The sequence below is a fragment of the Singulisphaera photorubra genome, assembly GCF_045290345.1.
In the GTDB taxonomy this organism is placed as follows: Bacteria; Planctomycetota; Planctomycetia; order Isosphaerales; family Isosphaeraceae; genus Singulisphaera.
This window is the reverse complement of the sequence record NZ_CP155447.1, coordinates 3,971,669-3,991,514: the sequence shown is the minus strand read 5'-3', so window position 1 is coordinate 3,991,514 and position 19,846 is coordinate 3,971,669. Positions and strand designations below refer to the sequence as shown.

Below are 19,846 nucleotides of genomic sequence, written 5' to 3'. Positions count from 1 at the left end.
TAACCCGTTGACAGCGCAGATCGAGGGCCTCTGGTTTGACATCAATGCCAACGCCCCGGCGTTCAACCCCAATCCCGTCGATCTCCGCAGCTTCAATGACATGACGGTCGTGGGGACGAAGGTCGATGCCAACACGAACGTAGCGAATCTCTCCAGTCTCTTCACCAACCGCACGGTCGTTGACCAAGCCCCCACGCCGGACCCGTATTATGCCCAATTCACGGAAGTAACAATCAATACATCATTCCTCGATGTTTATTACTACAACCCGGTCGCCAACACCTACTTCTACTCAAGCACCAGCCTGTTCGGCGCCGCGCTGACCACCTCGGTCAACGCGCAAGGGGTGGCCGTCTTCACCGTGTCCGGAGACTTGGCCGTCCCGAATGTGTCGATCAAGGTAACCGGTAGCCGGCCACTCTCGATCGTCGTGGGCAATAATGCTTATATTTCCGACAACGCCACGATCGACGCCTCGGCGGTGGGCCAATTCTCCGGCGCCGGCGGCGGTGATGGTGGTGGATACGGGTCGGCCGGCAACGTCACCGGCGTCTTCGGAGCAGCGGGGTCCGGCGGCGGCTCTCAGTCCAACGGCCGGACCGGTGGAGACGGTGGTTACTGGGTCGGGGCTAACGGCATCGACTCCGGAACCATCCTTCTCACCTCCGCGGTCTCCTCGGTCAACGATGTCCCCTGGAACTCGTCGGGTTATGCGGGAAGAATCTTCAGTTACTCCACCTTCGGTTTGAACGGCTGGAGTGGAACGTATTTCGGACTTAATCAGGTCGCCTGGCTTCGAATCGATACCACCGGCACTTACACATTCTACTCCAATTCAGACGACGGCTCGGCGATCTTCGTCAATGGCGCCGTAGTCGTCGATAACAATGGCAGGCACGGAGTCCAGGAACGATCGGGCTCGATCACCCTCCAAGCTGGCTCGTACTATCGAGTCCAAGTGAAATACTTCGAGTACGACTCCACCGAGGTGCTCGCCATCGCCTATGCGGGTCCGGGAATCAGCAAGCAGTCGATCCCGAGTAGCAAGCTCTTCCGCACGGGATATGACTTCACGACAGATATCGATGCGAGACCAGGGGATGGCGGATCGCTCGGCTCGAGTGGCTCGGGTGGCAATGGCTCGGTCTACGGCCCATCCGGAGGCAACGGTAGCAGTGGCACGGGCGGATTCGGAAACGCAAATGGCGGCGGCGCGAGTGGCAACGCTGGAAGTGGCGGTCAGCCGGTTACTGGCTTCAGCTACGGTTCTGGTGGCACCGGTGGTCCCCGAGGCGCCGCGGGCACGGGAGGCTATACAGTAACCGCCGGCTTAACAGTTGGGAGCTACGTCGCGGCAACCGGTGGCCAAAACGGCCAAGTCGGCCAAAACGGCCAATCGGGGGCGCCTGGAAACAACGGTACAGCCGGTATCGGAGGTACGAACTCGCTCACTGGCCTATCCCTTTCAGGGGGTGGCGGTGGTGGCGGTGGTGGCGGTGGTGGTGGTGGAATGGGCGGCGGTGGCGGCGGGGCTGGTGGTGGGGGTGGTGGAGGTGGCCAGGGTGGAGGAGATAGTTCTTACCTCACCGGCGATTTCGGCGGTTATGGTGGTACCGGTGGCTACGGGGGCCAAGGCGGCTACGGCGGCGATGGCGGACGAGGCGGCTATGGTGGCGGTGGTGGTGGCGCCTTCGAAATCGTGGTGCTCGGGCGTATCACGACCTCGCGCAGTAACTTTCTCGCCAAGGGAGGCAATGCCGAAGGCGGAACACTTGGCGTCAATGGGGATCCTCTCGACACGTACGGTCATGGAACAGGGGGGCCGGGTGGTGCACCTGGTAATTCCAGCGCCCCCAATGGCGGGGCTGGAGGGAATGGTGGCAACGGCGGAGCCGGTGGTGCCGGCGGGCGCGGCGGCAACGGTAGCAGTGGCGGTGGTGGTGCAGGTGGCACAATCAAGCTCCAGGCATCTGATATCGTCACCTCGAATCTGACCATCAACACCTCCGGCGGCACCGGGACGAACGCGGGAGGTAACGGGCGGTTCCTGATTGGCCAGAACACGCCCTTGAACCTCAACAGTTACTCGCCGCAGGGGGCATCGAAGGAGGGTTTTACAGGCGTCCGGAGCACAAACCCGTTCCTCCCGGCTGGTCTCCTCACGCCGAATATCGTCGGCCTCCAAGGGGGCGCCGAGGCGTTTGGACTTCTCCAGAACGTCAACAGTCTGGCGCTCCTCCACTCGGAAGTGCTGGCGTATGCCGGACTGAACTCGGACGGCACGCGGCGTGATAATGGCTTGGCTCACCGCGCCTCGGCCGTCGTGCTTCGCGTCGATTTGGGACCCGCTGGCTATGGCCAGGATTATGCCGGCTACGACATGATTCTGTATGCTAGCCTGACCGGATCGCCCATTGAGAAGCCGGTCCTCGGCATCAATGGTGCGACACCGGCCCGACTCCGCCAGGGCGGCTACGCCAAGGACCCGGTCTTCGGTGGCAGCGGTGACACGCTGCTCAGCGCCCTCTACGGCTTCCAGGTCTACGCCACCCTCGTGCCCACGGCCTCGGCGGCGACTGTCGTGGCCGGGTTCGCGGCAGGCGACGGGACCGTTCGGACCGACACCGCCTCGCTGACGAATGGCCAGATGATGTTCCTCAGCGAATCACTGGTCATCGATCTAACGGGTTTGGAAGCGGACAGCCAGGCTCTCTCCATCTCCGCCGTGAGCAGCGACCCGATGGTCGACGTACTCGTCGTACCCGCCGTCCTCGTCGCACCTTACACGACAAAAACCGTCAAAGTCTACGTCACCCCTGAGCCTGGAACGTATGGCACCGCAACATACGTACCAGCCTACTTTGGTCCGGTCACAGTCACGGTTACTGTAAACGAGGGGGCCGCCGGGACTACCGGGACGATCGGCCGGTCGGCCGAGCGGCGGATCGTCGTCGGCGTCGACAGTTCGACCATCGAAGGCATCAAGTATCGCGACGACAACGGGAACGGGGTCCGCGACGCCGGTGAAGCGGGGGTCGAAGGCTGGGTCGTCTGGCTCGACGCAAATCAGAACGGCGCCCGCGATGCCGACGAACCAACCGCCGTGACGGACGTCAACGGCCGTTACATTCTTCACAATGTGCCCAGCGTATCCTCCAGCCAGTATGTCCTGGCCGAGGGCGATCCCGACTGGCAGCCGACCACCGACGGTACTCAGCCCAAGCCGGTGTCGTTCTTCCAGACCATCGGCAACAACCCCGTCACCTTCAGCGGCTCGGTTGAAGAAGTTCAGAACCTAACGGTGTTCAATAGCCAGCTCTACTTCACAGGCTCGACTTACGACCTCGGAGAGGAGTTGTTCCGCTACGACAGCACCGGTCGTATCGAGTTGGTTGCCGACCTCAACACGGCGGCCGGCATCGGGTCCAACCCGAGAAATCTCGTCGTGAACAACGGCATCCTCTACTTCACCGCCGACGACGGGCTGCACGGTCGGGAGCTCTGGAAGTTCGACGGCGCAACAGTGAGCCTTGCCGCCGACCTCAACGCGCCGCCACGGACCGATCGCCTGTTCGCCGTGGTCGTCGGCACCAATCAGATCGCCGAACTGGTACCGGCCACGGGCACCGAATTGCGACGGTTCGCAGGGCCAACGGCCACAATCGTCGGTCTCGCCTACGCGTCCGACCGGCTTTACGTGCTCGGCGGCGACGGTCTCCTCTACGAGCTCAAACCCGACGAAGCCGTCGTGATCGACTCCGACGCAATCGCCGGGGCGGGTTCGATCAGCGACCTGACCGTGCTCGACGGCTTGGTCTACCTGCTCGACGCAACCGCCAACACGATCAAGGTTTTCGACCCAGCGAGCGACACGATCGTCGCCACCCGAACCGTGTCGGCCGACCTGGCGGGGGGCCTCTCGTCGCTGGTCGACCCGAGTCGGCTTCTGGCCGCGACGGCCGATGGCCGGATCGTGATTCTCAACCCGGCCACCGGGGCGATCCTGCAAACGATCGACCTTCATCGGTCGTCACCGCCGGCCGGCCTGGCCGTGGTGGAAAACGAGATCTACGCCAACGCGGCCGACGACCCGACCCGCGTCTCGGTCCACGACCTCTCGGGCACTTATCGAAGATCGTTGCGTCTTACCTACGGCGTGGGCTCGCTCGGCGGCTCCCCGTCATTGGTCGCTGGCAGCCGGCTCACCGGCACGGTTACCGAACCCGCCAACACGGCCGCCACAGCCACAAATTCCGGGCTCGTTTCCACGAATGGTGCTTACCTGATCTTCGATGCCACAGGCGTCATCGGCGACAACGCCACGGGCGATCCGAAGACAGACTTCGATTGGATCAAGGTCACCCTCAACGCGGGCGACTATCTGGCGGTCGACATCGACACGCTCACTGGTTCGACTCTTGATTCCTACCTCAGGCTGGTCAAGGCCGACGGAACCCTGGTCAGCTCGAGTGACGATGACGTGGCCCCCGGCGAGCGTTACTCGTACGACTCGTACCTGACCGCCACAATCGCGAGCTCGGGCGTTTACTACATCGGCATCAGCTCCTACCGCAATACGGGGTACAACCTCAGCGGTGCCGGCAGCGCCTTGGGATCATCGAGCGGTGCCTATCAGGTCCGGGTCGAGGTCAACCCCACACGCAATCTCTCCTCGGAACCGGCGAACTTGACCGTCGTCGGCCCCGACCTGTATTTCACGGCCGACGATGGCAAGCTCGGACGAGAACTCTACAGGGTGCGAGCCAACGGACAGGTCGAACGCGCGGTTGATCTCGCCCCGGGAGCCGTGTCGTCCGACCCGACAGGTCTGACCGCCTTCGGCGGGGCACTCTACTTCAGTGCCAATGACGGCACCCATGGGCGAGAGGCCTGGAAGTTCGACGGTAGCGTCGCCACGCTCGTGGGCGACTTCAGCGCCCCGACTCTGGCCGATCGCCTCTTCGCCATTGCCCAGGACGCCACCGGCGGCATCGCCGAGCTTCATCCGATCACCGGCGTCTTGATCCGGCGGTTCGCCGCGCCGACGGCCTCGATCCTGGCCCTCGGCCGCGCCGATGGTAACCTCTTTGCCCTGGGCTCAAACAACACCCTCTATGAGTTGAACCCGAACACGGGCGCCGTGGTCAACTCGACCGCGGTGCCGGCCGGGATCACTGCCCTGGCGGTGCTCCGCGGCAAGATCTACTTGCTCGACACATCGACCGAGACGGTCCGTGTGTTCGACGCGACCAGCCGCACCATCACGGGCAGCTATGTCGTGGCGGCCGACCTGGCGGGAGGGCTGACCGCCCTCTACAACCCCGACTCGCTGGTGGCGGCCCGCGCAGACGGCGGCCTGGTCGCCTTCGACCCCGCCACAGGGGTCATCTCGCTGAGCCTCAGTCTCGGCCGTACCACGGTCTCCAACCGGCTCGCCGCGGCCGAGGGTCAACTCTTCACCGCCACCGCCGCCGATCCGCAGCGAATCGACGTATTCGACCGCTCCGGGCGTTACCTCCGCACAGTCCGACTCCCGCTCAACGTCGGACCGTTCGGCGGAACACCGGTCCCCCCCTCAACCTCGACCACGGCCACGTTGGCGATCGCCGAGCCGGCCGACACGATCGCCACCGCCTTCAACAGTACGGTCGTCTCGGGCACCATTAACCGGTTCGTCGGCACCGGCAAGATCGGCGATAACACCGGGGCAAACGGCAATGATCGCGATCTCATCAAGTTCGTTGTCAATGCCGGCGACCTGGTGACCATTGACCTCGACGCCCGGATCCTCGGCACCAATGCCCTCGACTCGGTCCTCCGCGTCTTCGACGCGACCGGGAACGTGCTCTGGTCCAATGACGACGGAACCGCTCCGGGCGAAACGTTTACCTACGACTCGTACCTGAGCTTCCGCGCGACCGTCGGTGGCGTCTATTACGTGGGCGTCAGCAGTTACAGTAACACCAGTTACAGCCCCACGAACGCGACCAGTGGCACCGGTTCGTCCACGGGCACCTATACGCTGATCATCGAGGTCACGGCATCCGGCGATTTCTCCTCGAACCCAGGGAACTTCCTCGTCTCCGGCACGAATCTCTACTTCGCCGCTGACGACACGACCAGCGGCCGAGAGCTATGGCGACTGAACGGAGACACCGGTACCACCCAGATGATCGAGCTGAACGCCGCAGGCAGCTCGAACCCGATTCCTCGGTTCACCTTCAACAACGTCTTACTGCTGGAAGCAACGGACGCCGCGGGCCTGACCTCGCTTTTCCGGTACGATGGCACCAACGCACCGGCCCGCCTCGACCCTGCGAACCAACTCGGCGGCGCCGCGGGGTTCACCGTCCTCAACGGGGCTCTCTTCTTCACGGCCAGGGATGCCACAGGCTCCTCGAAGCTCTACAAGTACACCGGCACCGGCGTGCCGACGCTCTACTTCAATCCAGGCGTCGACCAAGGGATCGCCGCCCTTACCACCTTCAACAACGCGCTCTACTACACCGTCGGCTACAGCCAGACCCCGTACAGTGATAATGGTGCCGGCCAACGTAGCAAGCTCAACGACTTCTTGGTTTCGAAGTTCTTCCCCTTCGGCGGCCGGCTCTTCGTGACCGGCAATAGCCCCACTGGATACAGCTACGACGAACTCCGCTACCTCGGCGGACCAACCCTCGCCCGCTCCACCGGGCCGCTTGGTACCGGTCAGATCCTCACCGGCGTGAACTTCGGTGACCGGTACACACCGCTCAACCCCAAGGCCGGACCCGATCTCATCGGTCACGAAGGCGAGCCGCTTCTGCTCGAAGGGGCGGTTTACCAACCCTCCGCGGGCACGAGTACGTTTGAGGCCCGTTGGATCGTCCGCAACTCCCTCGGCACGGTCGTCGAGACCAGCCTTTGGCAGGACCTGATCTTCAACCAGGTTGACCCCTACGGTGTGACTTATGCGAGGGCCCTCTACACCGCCACTGCGCTGACTGACGACGGGGCTTACACCGCCACGCTCGAGTACCGCGAGAAGGTGCCCACCGGCGGGGCTTCGGGAAGCGACGTGACCGCGCTGACCATTCTGCCGACGGCCCCGGTGGTCGATCTTTCGGGAGTGAGTTTGCCGGCCCAAGTCGGCGAGGGGCGGCTGTTCACCCTCACCGTGCCATTCCGCGACCCTGGGGCCGACCACTGGACGGCTCTGGTGGACTACGGCGACGGCACACAGCTGCAGACTCTGACGGTCGATACCGCCAACCGCCAGTTCCTCCTCTTTCACCGGTTCGCCGATCCGGGACTGTATAACGTCGTCATCACGATCCGCGATGACGACGACCAACTGGCGACCTCGCAGACCATGGCGGTCGCCGTGAACCTCAGTGCCCCGGTCGTCGAAATCGGCGCCAGCGAGACGATCTCTGAAGGAACGGCCTGGACCCGTGCCGGCCGGTTCATCGACGGCCGCGGCCGATTTCTTGCCACCGTCGACTATGGCGACGGCACCGGACAGCACCCACTGAGCTTCGGCACCGAAACCAGCGACACGTCCCTTCACCCGTTCACCCTCAGCCACGTTTATGCGGTCGAGGGCACATTCACGATCACGACCCGCGTTGAGGACCTCGACAGCGGTCTGCCAGCCGATGTGGAAACGATCATCCTGACCGTCGTCAATGCCCCGCCGACCGTCGTCATCGCCGGACCGGCCGTCGTGGGCGAAGGGCCCGGCCTGGTCACCTTCACGACCACCGTCACCGATCCCGGCAACGACGCGGTCACCTGGGCCTGGGACCTCGACTACAACGGCACGACGTTCGACGTCGACGCCAACGGCCTGACCGCCTCCCGAGCATTCCCCGATAACGGGACGTTCGTCATCGCCGTCCGCGCCGTTGATGAAGTCGGGGCCACAACGATTCGCTCCTTTGTGGTGGTGGTGAACAACATCGCTCCCACGGTCAGCCTCGGGCCCGACTTTGCGGTCACCGAGGGAACCCCACTCACGTTCGACGCCATCGCCGGTCTCCTCGTCAGCGATCCGGCCGGAGTCCACGACCCCCTGGCGTTCACCTGGACCCTGACCGCCAGTAATGGCCAGGTCGTTGCCCCGGGACACGCCACCTCGTTTGGCTTTGTGCCGCTCAACGACGGGATCTACACCCTGACTCTCAGTGTTGACGATGGTGACGGCGGTGTCGGCACTGACACGATCCTCGTCACCGTGACCAACGCGCCTCCCCAGGCGCTGACCATCACCGGCCCCACGACGCTTGAAGAGGGCCAACCGGCCACCTACCTGGGCACCTTCTCCGACGCAGGGATTCAGGACACACACACTTATACCTGGACGGTCACTCAGGGAACGACGACGGTCCTGACCACCACCGGCGTGGTCACCGTCCCCGGCCAGGTGCCCGCCCTCCCCTTCACTCCTCTCGACCAGGGGATTTACACCCTCACTCTCCGTGTGGTCGACTCGGGGGGCGGTTCACAGACGACGTCGATCAACATCACGGCGGACAACGTCTCCGCCCGAAACCTGACGATTCTTGGCTCATCCACCGTCGATGAAGGGTCCCAAGTCCAGTTCACCGGTACCTTCTCCGACCCAGGCACGGCCGACACGCATACCTATCTCTGGTCGGTGGTGACACCGAACAGCCAGGTCGTCGCTCCGCGGTCTGGGGCCATCGCCACCGCGGGGATCGTCCCGGCGTTCTCGTTCACACCGTCCGACAACGGGGTGTACTGGGTCAGGCTCACCGTCACCGACAACAACGGTGCGGCGGCCACCAACCAGTTCGCAGTGACGGTGAACAATGTCCGGCCGAGTGGCCTCGTGTTGACAGCGCCGGCGAACGTCCGGCCGGACACGCTCTATCGGCTGACCCAGGTCTTTGACGACCCGGGCGCCGATACCTGGACGGGATCGGTCGACTTCGGCGACGGCACAATTGTACCGCTCCGCAATCTGTCTAGCCGAACCGCCGACCTCGGACACGCCTACGCGGCCGAAGGGGTCTATACCATCCATGTCCAGGTGGACGATAAAGACGGAGGCGCCGTCAGCAAAACAGCCCAGATCGTCGTGGCACTCGTCAACCGGGCCCCGGTCCTCGATCCGGTCGCCAATCAGGTGATGGCGATTAACTCGGCGAGCGCCATCACTCTCTCGGGCAGCGATGTCGACTTCGACGCGCTGAGCTACTCGGCCTCAGCGCAATCGCTCCCCTACTGGCTCGACCAGAATTATGGGTTCTCTCTCGACCCGGCCGGTTATCAAGCCGGGCTTCGCGGCCAGGGTGAAAAGTACCTCCGCGGCACCTTTTCGTCGCAGGGATACAGCAACGGCGGCGGTGGCTTCCTGTATTACCTGATGCCTAATGGCGACCTCTTCGAGTTCACTCCGCCCTCCACCAATACTTCGCTGGTCGGCGTCGCCGTCGCCAGCCTGGGCAAGGCTGTCTACGATAACCCTTCGCTGCTCTGGAACGCGCAAAACAATGCGGTGCCGGTGGCGCTGAGCGTTACGGGCAACCGATTGGCGATCGCGCCGAGCCCGGGCTTCCTCGGGCAGTTCATGGTCGTAACCACGGTTAGTGACGGCCAGGCGCTCGCCAAGCGTTCGTTCCGGGTCAACGTCAACCTTCCCCAGGCTGCCTCGGTCGTGATCGACGAAGCGGGGCTGGGGTACAGCCAGGCCGGGGCGTGGGTGGGCTTCGCCGGCGGTCACGGCAACAACGCTCGCTATATCGCCCCCGGTGACGGCTCGGCCACGACCACCTGGCTGCAAGAGGGTCTGGCCCCAGGCTCCTACAACGTCCAGGTCACCTGGCTCCCCGGCAGCAATCGCGCCACCGACGCCCCCTACCGAATCTACGACGGAACGACCCTGATCAGCACCATCCGGGTCAATCAACGCAATGCACCCACCGGGGGGGTAACAACCGGCGGCGCAACCTTCCAGAGCCTGGGCACCTTCGCCATCGCAGGTGGTTCACTCCGCGTGGTCCTGGACAACGGCGGCGACGGCTACGTCATCGCCGACGCCGTCCGCGTCGCGGCCGCGGCACCAGTACTCCCGGCCATCGTCGACGACGGTACTCCCTGGCACACCGAGGCCGGACCGTGGGTCAGCTTTGCCGGTGGATTCGGCGAGACGGCCCGCTTCGTCGCCCCCGGCAATGGTTCAGCCACAACCACCTGGGTAGAGGCGGGCCTGGCGCCCGGCTCCTACGAGGTGCAAGTGACCTGGCTCCCCGGCGGCAACCGGGCCACCAACGCCCCCTATCGAATCTACGATGGAACGACCCTGATCAGCACCATCCGGGTCAATCAACGCAATGCACCCACCGGGGGGGTGACGACCGGTGGCATGGCGTTCCAGAGCCTGGGCATCTTCGCCATCGCCGGTGGCTCGCTTCGCGTGGTCCTGGGCAACGACGGTGACGGCTACGTCATCGCCGACGCCGTCCGGGTCGCAGCCGCGGCACCAGTGCTCCCGGCCGTCGTCGACGACGGTACCCCCTGGCACACCGAGGCCGGGCCCTGGGTCAGCTTCGCAGGCGGACACGGTGGTACCGCACGCTTCATCGCCCCCGGCGACGGCTCGGCCACAGCCGCCTGGGTGGAGGCGGGCCTGGCGCCCGGCTCCTACGAGGTGCAAGTGACCTGGCTACCTGGCGGCAATCGCGCCACCGATGCCCCCTACCGGATCTACGACGGGTCCACGCTCATCAAGACCGTGCGACTCAATCAGCGACTGGCGCCGACCGGGGGGGTGACAACCGGCGGCATGGCGTTCCAGAGCCTGGGCATCTTCGCCATCGCCGGTGGCTCACTTCGCGTGGTCCTGGGCAACGACGGTGACGGCTACGTCATCGCCGACGCCGTCCGCGTCGCAGCCGCGGCACCAGTGCTCCCGGCCGTCGTCGACGACGGTACCCCCTGGCACACCGAAGTAGGGCCGTGGGTCAGCTTCGCAGGCGGACACGGTGGTACCGCACGCTTCATCGCCCCCGGCGACGGCTCGGCCACAACCGCCTGGGTGGAAGCGGGCCTGGCGCCCGGTTCCTATGAGGTGCAAGTGACCTGGCTACCTGGCGGCAATCGCGCCACCGATGCCCCCTACCGGATCTACGATGGCAACACCCTGATCAGCACCATCCGGGTCAATCAACGCAACGCACCCACCGGGGGAGTGACGACCGGCGGCGCGACATTCCAGAGCCTGGGGAGCTTTGCGATCACCGGTGGCTCACTTCGCGTGGTCCTGGGCAACGACGGTGACGGCTACGTCATCGCCGACGCCGTCCGCGTCGCCATCGCGACCCCGCCCCCAGCGCCAACGGTCGTCATCACCGACGACGGCCAGACGGGCTATAGCCAAACCGGGGCCTGGATCAACTTCGCCGGCGGATACGGCGGCAACGCACGATACATCGCCCCCGGAAACGGATCAGCCGTCGCCACATGGCTGCAAACCGGACTGACGCCGGGCTCCTACGAAGTCCAGGTCACATGGCTCCTCGGCGGCAATCGCGCCACCGATGCCCCCTACCGGATCTACGATGGCAACACCCTGATCAAGACCGTACGAATCAATCAGCGCAACGCGCCAACGGGAGGGGTGACGGCCGGCGGAGTGGTCTTCCAGAGTCTGGGTAACGTCACCATCAACGGCAGTTCGCTCCGTGTCGAGCTGGCCAACGACGGCGACGGATACGTCATCGCCGACGCCGTCCGCGTCGCCGTCGTGACTCCGCCCCCAGCGCCAACGGTCATCATCGCCGACGACGGCCAGACGGGTTATAGCCAGACAGGGGCCTGGGTCAACTTCGCCGGCGGATACGGCGGTACCGCACGATACATCGCCCCCGGCGACGGATCGGCCGTCGCCACATGGCTGCAAACCGGTCTGACCCCGGGCAGCTACGACGTCCAGGTCACCTGGCTCGCGGGAGGCAACCGCGCCACCAACGCCCCCTACCGGATCTACGATGGCAACACCCTGATCAAGACCGTACGAATCAACCAGCGCAACGCGCCGACGGGAGGGGTGACGGCCGGCGGAGTGGTCTTCCAGAGCCTGGGCACCATCACCATCAACGGCAGCTCGCTCCGTGTCGAACTGGCCAATGACGGTGACGGCTTCGTCATCGTCGATGCCATCCGGATCGGCGAGCCCGCATCAGCACCGGTGCCGACGGTTGCCATCGCCGACGACGGCCAGACGGGCTATAGCCAAACCGGGGCCTGGGTCAGCTTCGCCGGCGGATACGGCGGCAATGCACGATACATCGCCCCCGGCGACGGATCGGCCGTCGCCTCATGGCTGCAAACCGGCCTGACCCCGGGCAGCTACGACGTCCAGGTCACCTGGCTCGCGGGAGGCAACCGCGCCACCAACGCTCCCTATCGGATCTACGATGGCAATACCCTGATCGCGACCGTCCGAACGGATCAACGCAACGCGCCGACGGGAGGGGTGACGGCCGGCGGAGTGGTGTTTCAAAGCTTGGGCCTGGTCACGATCAACAGCGGCTCGCTCCGTGTCGAGCTGGCCAACGACGGCGACGGCTTCATCATCGCCGACGCCGTGCGAGTCGCCACCGCCAGCGCTCTGCGGGCCGAGGGCGGACCAAACGAGCTGGCCAATGGATCGTTGGTCTCCATGGCGGACCTGACTGTCATCGCCGACGCCGCCATCGCACGCTGGCAGGCTGCCGGCGTCGAAACCGCCCAACTGACGGCGTTGCGGGCCACACCGCTTCAGATCGCCGACCTTCCCGGAAACGAACTAGGGACGGCCGGGATCGACGGAATCGTGATCGACGCCGGCGCCGCCGGATACGGCTGGTTTATCGATCCCACACCCGATGAGGACTCCGAGTTCGCCCCGGACTCAACCGTACCGACCCCCGCGGGAATCGATCTGTTAACCGTCCTGACCCACGAGTTCGGCCATCTGCTGGGCCTGGACCACGTCGAGCAGGCCGACTCCGACGACCTGATGGCCGAGTCGTTGCGGCCCGGGATCAGGCGGGTGGTTCACGCTTTCGCTCGTGGCGAAGCAGCGACGGCGAATGAGGCCCCGGTGGAGATTGCCCGTACCACCGCCTCCGCACCGCGGGCTTCAACATTCGCCTCGAGACTTACGACAGGATCGGAGCGAGGACCAGTCGGCCCTCTGGCAACAACCGACGCACCAGCCCAGCGGGTTGCCGGACGTCCCGGTATCCAGCCGGTCAACCGGCTCCGGGCACTCCGCCTGGCCGAGGTGACTGCGACCTCGAGCGGGTTGTTGAGGCGAGTTCCGCGCGGCCCGTCCCTGGGTGATTGGTTCCGTCGACCAGGCGGGGCCAGGTGAGTGGTGGCAGCGTGGAGATCGCCCGCTCTGAGGCGACAACGCGAAGCATCCTGGCGCTCGCCTCAGAGCTTGGCATTGCCACTCACTGCGCCTCAGCCGGGTAATTGGGTCCACGGGGGGCTGGGCCACTCACCTAAGCAGGTGGACATGGTCTTCCATAACATTGAATGATGTGCAAGTCCTGGGTGCCACGGGTTGTACTCAACCCGTGAGCCTAAAACCTGCACAATCGTTCACGGGTTGAGTACAACCCGTGGCACCCAACGGCCTTTGCATTCCCACGGTCACCCATCAGAAAATCAAAGAAAACCGAGACCAACGGCTTAGCCTCCCGCGTTGACTCTCGTTCGACGCCTCCGACCGACAGCACACACGCTCGGGAATGTTCCCTCGTGCGTGTGATTTCACGATGCCGTCGCCGTGTAGCGGGAGCATGGGTTCGGGGTAAACGGGATTGGCAACCCCGGACTCTGAAAAATTCGGTCTGATGAATTTTCGACTACTGGTTCGCTTGCACGTGCGGATTCCACTAAACTGCCCGTGCGAGGTCCGCAGGCAACTTGACTTTCCACCGGAGGGAAAACGCGATGAGAGCGACAACTTCGTACCAGAGGCTGTCTCGTTTTCTTTCTCGGCGGAATCGCCTGCGACAGGTTGGGAACAGGCACGCCCTGAAACCCGCAGCCTTGCTTGTGAGCAGCCTTGAATCGCGTGTGCTCCTCTCAACCGTCTCCGAAGTGGAACCCAACAACTCCTTCGGAACCTCCAATCAAGTCCTGCTCCAGCCTGGTGACATTCTCACCACTTCGCCGGACGACTGGCTCGACGTCAGAGGGGCGATCTTCGGCAATTCCGACCTCGACGTCTTCCGGTTCACTCTCGCCTCCCGCAGTGGGATGTTCTTTGATATCGATTCGAGAGAAACCGGGTTGAGCACAGGCCTGGATAGTGTTCTGAGCCTCTACGATAGCTCGTTCGCGCTCTTGGACAGCAACGACGACGGATATGACTTCGATACGGGGTATCCTGCGACGGCAGGGCGAGCCGGAATCGGTGCGGCTTTGGACTCGTCCCTCTACCACGACCTGACCGCGGGGACCTACTACATCCAGGTCAAGTCCGTGAACGGGACCTCGTCGGGGAATTATTCCTTACGAATGCTCGCCGACACGAACTTCTCCAACTCCGTTCCCACCTTCACCAGCTTTGCTGGAGCCGCCGACACGCTCTACCTCGACTTCGACGGCCACTCCGCCACCGACACCTGGGGGACCTACACGGCAGTCCCGTTCGATTTCAACGGCGAAGACACGGTATTCAGCCCGGGCGAGCGATTGGCCATCAGGAACATCTGGCTGACCACGGCCGAGGACTTCAGTCCTTTCGCCATCAACGTGACCACGGTACAACCCGGCAGCTTCGCGAACGGGGTCGGCTTTCGACAGGTCATGACGATGAGCAGTCCGTCACTCGTCGGCCAACCCACCGGGATCATCGGGGTCGCCTACCTCAATAGCTACGCGGGCTCCGCGGTGAATACGGCGTTCACATGGACCGGCAATTTTGGCTACGTCGGTACGGATAGTTCCACGCGGATCGTGGCACAGGCCGCCGAGCAGGGAAATACCACGTCTCATGAGTTTGGCCACGCGCTCGGATTGCAACACTACGTCAGCCCAAGCTCGACGCTCGGCATCATGTACACGCCAGATGGAGGTCTGAGCCGCGAGACCTGGATGACCGGAACGAATGAGCTGGGCAACGCTCAGGATGACATGGCGATCATCAGCAATGCGACCAACACATTCGGCTATCGCACCGACGACCATGGGAACACGACGGCCACGGCGACGGTCCTGACCGATTCCAGCGGCATCTTCACCGCCGCTGGCGTCATCAGCCAGTCCACCGACCTTGATGAGTTCCGATTCACGATCACCGGCCAGCAGTTCGTGGTAATTGATGCTCAAGTCAACGACTACTTCAACAACCTGAACGCCAAGCTCCGCGTTTTCGATTCCAGCGGGACCTTGCTGTCCACCCAGGCCCCGTCGAATTCGTTTGATGCGACCGTCTCCCTCGCGCTGGCGGCCGGCACCTATTTCGTGGAGATCTCCCGAGACGGCGGCCCCGGTGAGGTGGGACAATACACCCTGCGGATCGACGCGACCAGGCCGCTCAATGACAACTTCGCCGATGCATTGGTCCTCTCGGGCCCAGTCGCCCTGGGCACCGGCTCCAACGTCGGGGCCACCGGCGAGCCGGGCGAGCCGAATCACGCGGAAATGTCGGTCCCGCTCAAATCAGTCTGGTGGAAGTGGACTGCACCCACCACCGGCACGGCAACCATAGGCACCATCGGAAGCACCTACGACACCACCCTGGGCGTTTACACCGGCTCGGCGGTCAACACCCTGCTGCACATCGCTAGCAACGACGATTTCCCCGGCCTTGGCCACTCGAGCCGGGTCACGTTCGCCGCAGTCGCGGGGACGGTCTACCACATCGCCGTTGCCGGCTACGCCTCGTCCACCGGCGGCATCAGCCTGAACGTCGCCATGACACCGCCGACAATCGGCTCGCTGTCCGGCACTCCCAACCCGGTCTACGCCGGCGGCAACGTGACGTTGACAGCCAGCACAGTGACGGGCGACGTCACAACCGTGAATTTTTTCCGCGAGACGAACGGCACCGCGGGCCTCCAGGTCGGCGCGGGGGGTGATACGCTGGTCGGCACCGATACCGACAGCGCGGGCGGCTGGTCGACCAGCTTCTCCAGTTCCGGCCTCGGCAATAGCACCTCCACCTACTACGCCCAAGCGACGGACGCCCTCGGAGACACCAGCGTCTCTGGCACGTCGGCACCGTCGACCACCAATGTCTCGATCGCCGTGGCCCCGACCAGTACGGCCCTCACCATCTCAACCGCAACGGTGGGCAACGGCCAATCGGTGATCTTCACCGCCACCGTCTCAACCCTACCCGGCGCAGGCACGCCGACCGGCGGCACGGTGACCTTCAGCGCCGGGGGAACCACGCTGGCGAACACGACGCTGACGGGCGGCATCGCCACATTCTCGACCGCGACGCTGTCGTTGGGCATGCACACGGTGACGGTCAACTATAGCGGCGCTACCAACTATGCCCCCAGCGCCAGCGAATCCATTGCCACGATCACCGGCACCGGCACCCCTGGCTATAGCGGTGACGAGGGGCCGGCCAGCGCTGCCACGCTCCGACAGCCCTCCAATGTGGCGATCGACGCGGCCGGCAACCTCTTCATCGCCGACCAGGGAAACCACCGGATCCGCCAGGTGGTCAAGGCCACCGGACAAATCATCACCGTCGCCGGAAACGGCACCGCAGGTTTCGGCGGCGACGGCGGGCCTGCAACCGCCGCCATGCTCAATGGCCCCATCGGCATCGCACTGGACGCCGCTGGTAATCTCTTCATCGTGGACCAAGGCAACCACCGGATCCGCGAGGTCGTCAAAGCGACCGGACAAATCGTCACCGTCGCCGGAAACGGCACCGCAGGTTTCGGCGGCGACGGCGGGCCTGCAACCGCCGCCATGCTCAATGGCCCCGTCGGCATCGCACTGGACGCCGCCGGTAATCTCTTCATCGTGGACCAAGGCAACCACCGGGTCCGCGAGGTCGTCAAAGCGACCGGACAGATCGTCACCGTCGCCGGAAATGGCACCGTCGGCTACAGCGGCGACGATGGCCAGGCCGTCGCGGCTCAGCTCAACCTGCCAACATTCATCGCTCTGGATGCCGATGGGAACCTCTTTTTTTCCGACTCGGGCAACAACCGAATTCGCCAGGTGGTCAAGGCCACCGGGCAGATCATCACCGTCGCCGGAAACGGCACCGCCGGTTTCGGCGGCGACGGTGGCCCGGCGACCGCCGCCATGCTGCGGAATCCTCGGGGGGTCACGTTAGACGCGGTCGGCAACCTCTTCATCGCCGACCAGGACAACCAGCGAATCCGCGAGGTCATCAAAGCAACAGGGCAGATCATCACAATCGCTGGAAACGGCGCTGCCGGTTATCAGGGGGATGGTGGATCGCCCACGGGGGCAATGATCAACAATCCCGCGGGCATGGTGATCGACGCCACGGGCCAGCTCTTCTTCACCGAACAGGGGAGTGATGTGATCCGTCGTCTCACGCCTGCGGCGACGCTTGCGGTCCTCTCTGTCATCGCCGACGACGGTCAGGCGGGCTACAGCCAGGTGGGCCCTTGGGCAGGCTTCGCCTCGGGATACGGCAACGCGGGGCGGTACGCCCCGGCGGGGAACGGCTCGGCGATCGCCTCGTGGAGCTTCTCCCCCTTGGCCCCGGCCTCCTACGAGATCCAGGTCACCTGGCTGCAAGGCCTCAACCGGGCCACCAACGCCCCCTACCGGATCTACGACGGCGACACTCTGATCAGAACCGTACGAGTCAACCAGCGCAACGCACCAGCCGGGGAAGTGATCGCTGGCGGGGTTCTGTTTCAGAGTCTGGGCACCGTCACCATCAGTGGAGGGCCGCTCCGCATCGAACTGGGCAACGACGCCGATGGCTACGTCATGGCCGACGCCATACGGATCAACGAACTCTCACCATTCGCGCCGGTCATCGCCGACGACGGTCAGATCGGCTACAGCCAGGTGGGGCCCTGGAAAGGCTTCGCCTCGGGCTACGGCAACACAGGGCGGTACGCCCCGGCAGGAGACGGCTCGGCGATCGCCTCGTGGAACTTCGTGCCCCTGGCCCCGGCCTCCTACGAGATCCAGGTCACCTGGCTGCAAGGCGGCAACCGGGCCACCAACGCCCCCTACCGAATCTACGACGGCAACACGCTGATCAAGACCGTACGAATCAACCAGCGCAACGCACCAGCCGGGGAAGTGACCGCCGGCGGAGTTCTCTTCCAGAGTCTGGGCACCGTCACCATCAGCGGGGGGCCGCTCCGCGTCGAACTGGGCAACGACGCCGATGGCTACGTCATCGCCGACGCCGTCCGGATCGACGAACTGCCCCCATTCTCATCAATCATCGCCGACGACGGTCAGGCGGGCTACAGCCAGGTGGGGCCCTGGAAAGGCTTCGCCTCGGGCTACGGCAGCACAGGGCGGTACGCCCCGGCAGGAGACGGCTCAGCGATCGCCTCTTGGAACTTCGCGCCCCTGGCTCCGGCCACCTACGAGGTCCAGGTCACCTGGCTGCAAGGTGGCAACCGCGCCACCGACGCCCCCTACCGAATCTACGACGGCGACACTCTGATCAGGACCGTCCGAATCAATCAGCGCAACGCACCAGCCGGGGAAGTGACGGTCGGCGGGGTTCTCTTCCAGAGTCTGGGCACCGTCACCATCAGCGGAGGGCCGCTCCGCGTCGAACTGGGCAACGACGCCGACGGCTTCGTCATCGCCGACGCCGTCAGGGTCGACACTGCCAGTAGCCCCAACTCACTCCTCGCCGAAGGCGGACCGAGTCCCCAGCCGGCCGGCGGCCAACAGGTCGGGCTCGAGGACTTGCCCCAACTCCTCGACGCAGCTCTCGCACGATGGCGGGCCGCCGGCATCGACCCGGCTCGCCTCGACTCCTTGCGGACAGTCCCCGTTCGCATTATCAACCTGCCGGGCAACGAGCTCGGCTCCGCCGGCGCGGATGAGATTGCGATCGACTACGACGCCGCCGGATACGGTTGGTTCGTCGACCCGACCCCCAACGACGACTTCGAGTTCGTTGCCAGCGTCACAGGGCCGACCCCCGCGGGGATCGACCTGTTATCCGTCCTCATGCACGAGTTCGGCCATCGACTGGGCCTGGGACACGTCGAGTTCCCTGGCCCGAATGACGTCATGGCCAAGACACTACGACCAGGGGTCAGACGAGCAGTCACGGGCGTCTCGAGGGCATAGTCGTCGCGGTAAAGGCCGAGGCGCTACGAACGGGAGTTGGCGAGAGGGGAAATCCTCTCGGCAGCTCGCGCGGTGGCAATGGCGGAAAAGTCCACGGCAAGAATCGCCCGCACACCGCAGACCGTCGCAAGGGGCAGCGGCCCCGGCGTACGCTCCAGCGTTCGACGCTGCAGTCGAAAGCCCCAAAGACGGGGATGGCCACATCCCTGGCCCAATACCAAGCGAAGGTCGCGCACTGGATCGAGGGTTCCGTGGCCCTCGCTCGATCCGATGACGCAATACCACGGATCGGGCGACAGGCAAATCCGTCGATCGCCCTGACATCAATCGCAAAACAAATCGCATTTACAAATCCGATTTCTTGCAAATCAATTATCGCTTACAACGAACGATAAACATCAATTATTTGCTCCTAATTTATGGGAAGTGTGCCGCCCAAAGACTGCCCACATGTCGTTCATTTCGGCTCAGGTGGGTCAGGGGCAACGGGGAGCCAAGGCCGAAGGGAAGCATCGAGGTATTTCTTCCTTAGCCGTGCGTGCCAAAGAAACGTTGCGGTCTCTCGATC

At 64.4% G+C, this 19,846-nt stretch carries 2 protein-coding genes; both read left to right on the top strand.

Going from position 1 to position 19,846, the window contains the following annotated elements; genetic code table 11:
- Positions 1-100: 100 nt before the first annotated feature.
- Complete coding sequence (locus V5E97_RS15250) at positions 101-13,363, top strand: golvesin C-terminal-like domain-containing protein (protein WP_406701163.1); 13,263 nt, start codon at positions 101-103, stop codon at positions 13,361-13,363.
- A 587-nt stretch (positions 13,364-13,950) separates the two neighbouring features.
- On the top strand, positions 13,951-19,278 hold the full coding sequence (locus tag V5E97_RS15245) for a golvesin C-terminal-like domain-containing protein (RefSeq protein ID WP_406700163.1): 5,328 nt from the start codon (positions 13,951-13,953) through the stop codon (positions 19,276-19,278).
- The last annotated feature ends 568 nt before the right edge of the window (positions 19,279-19,846 follow it).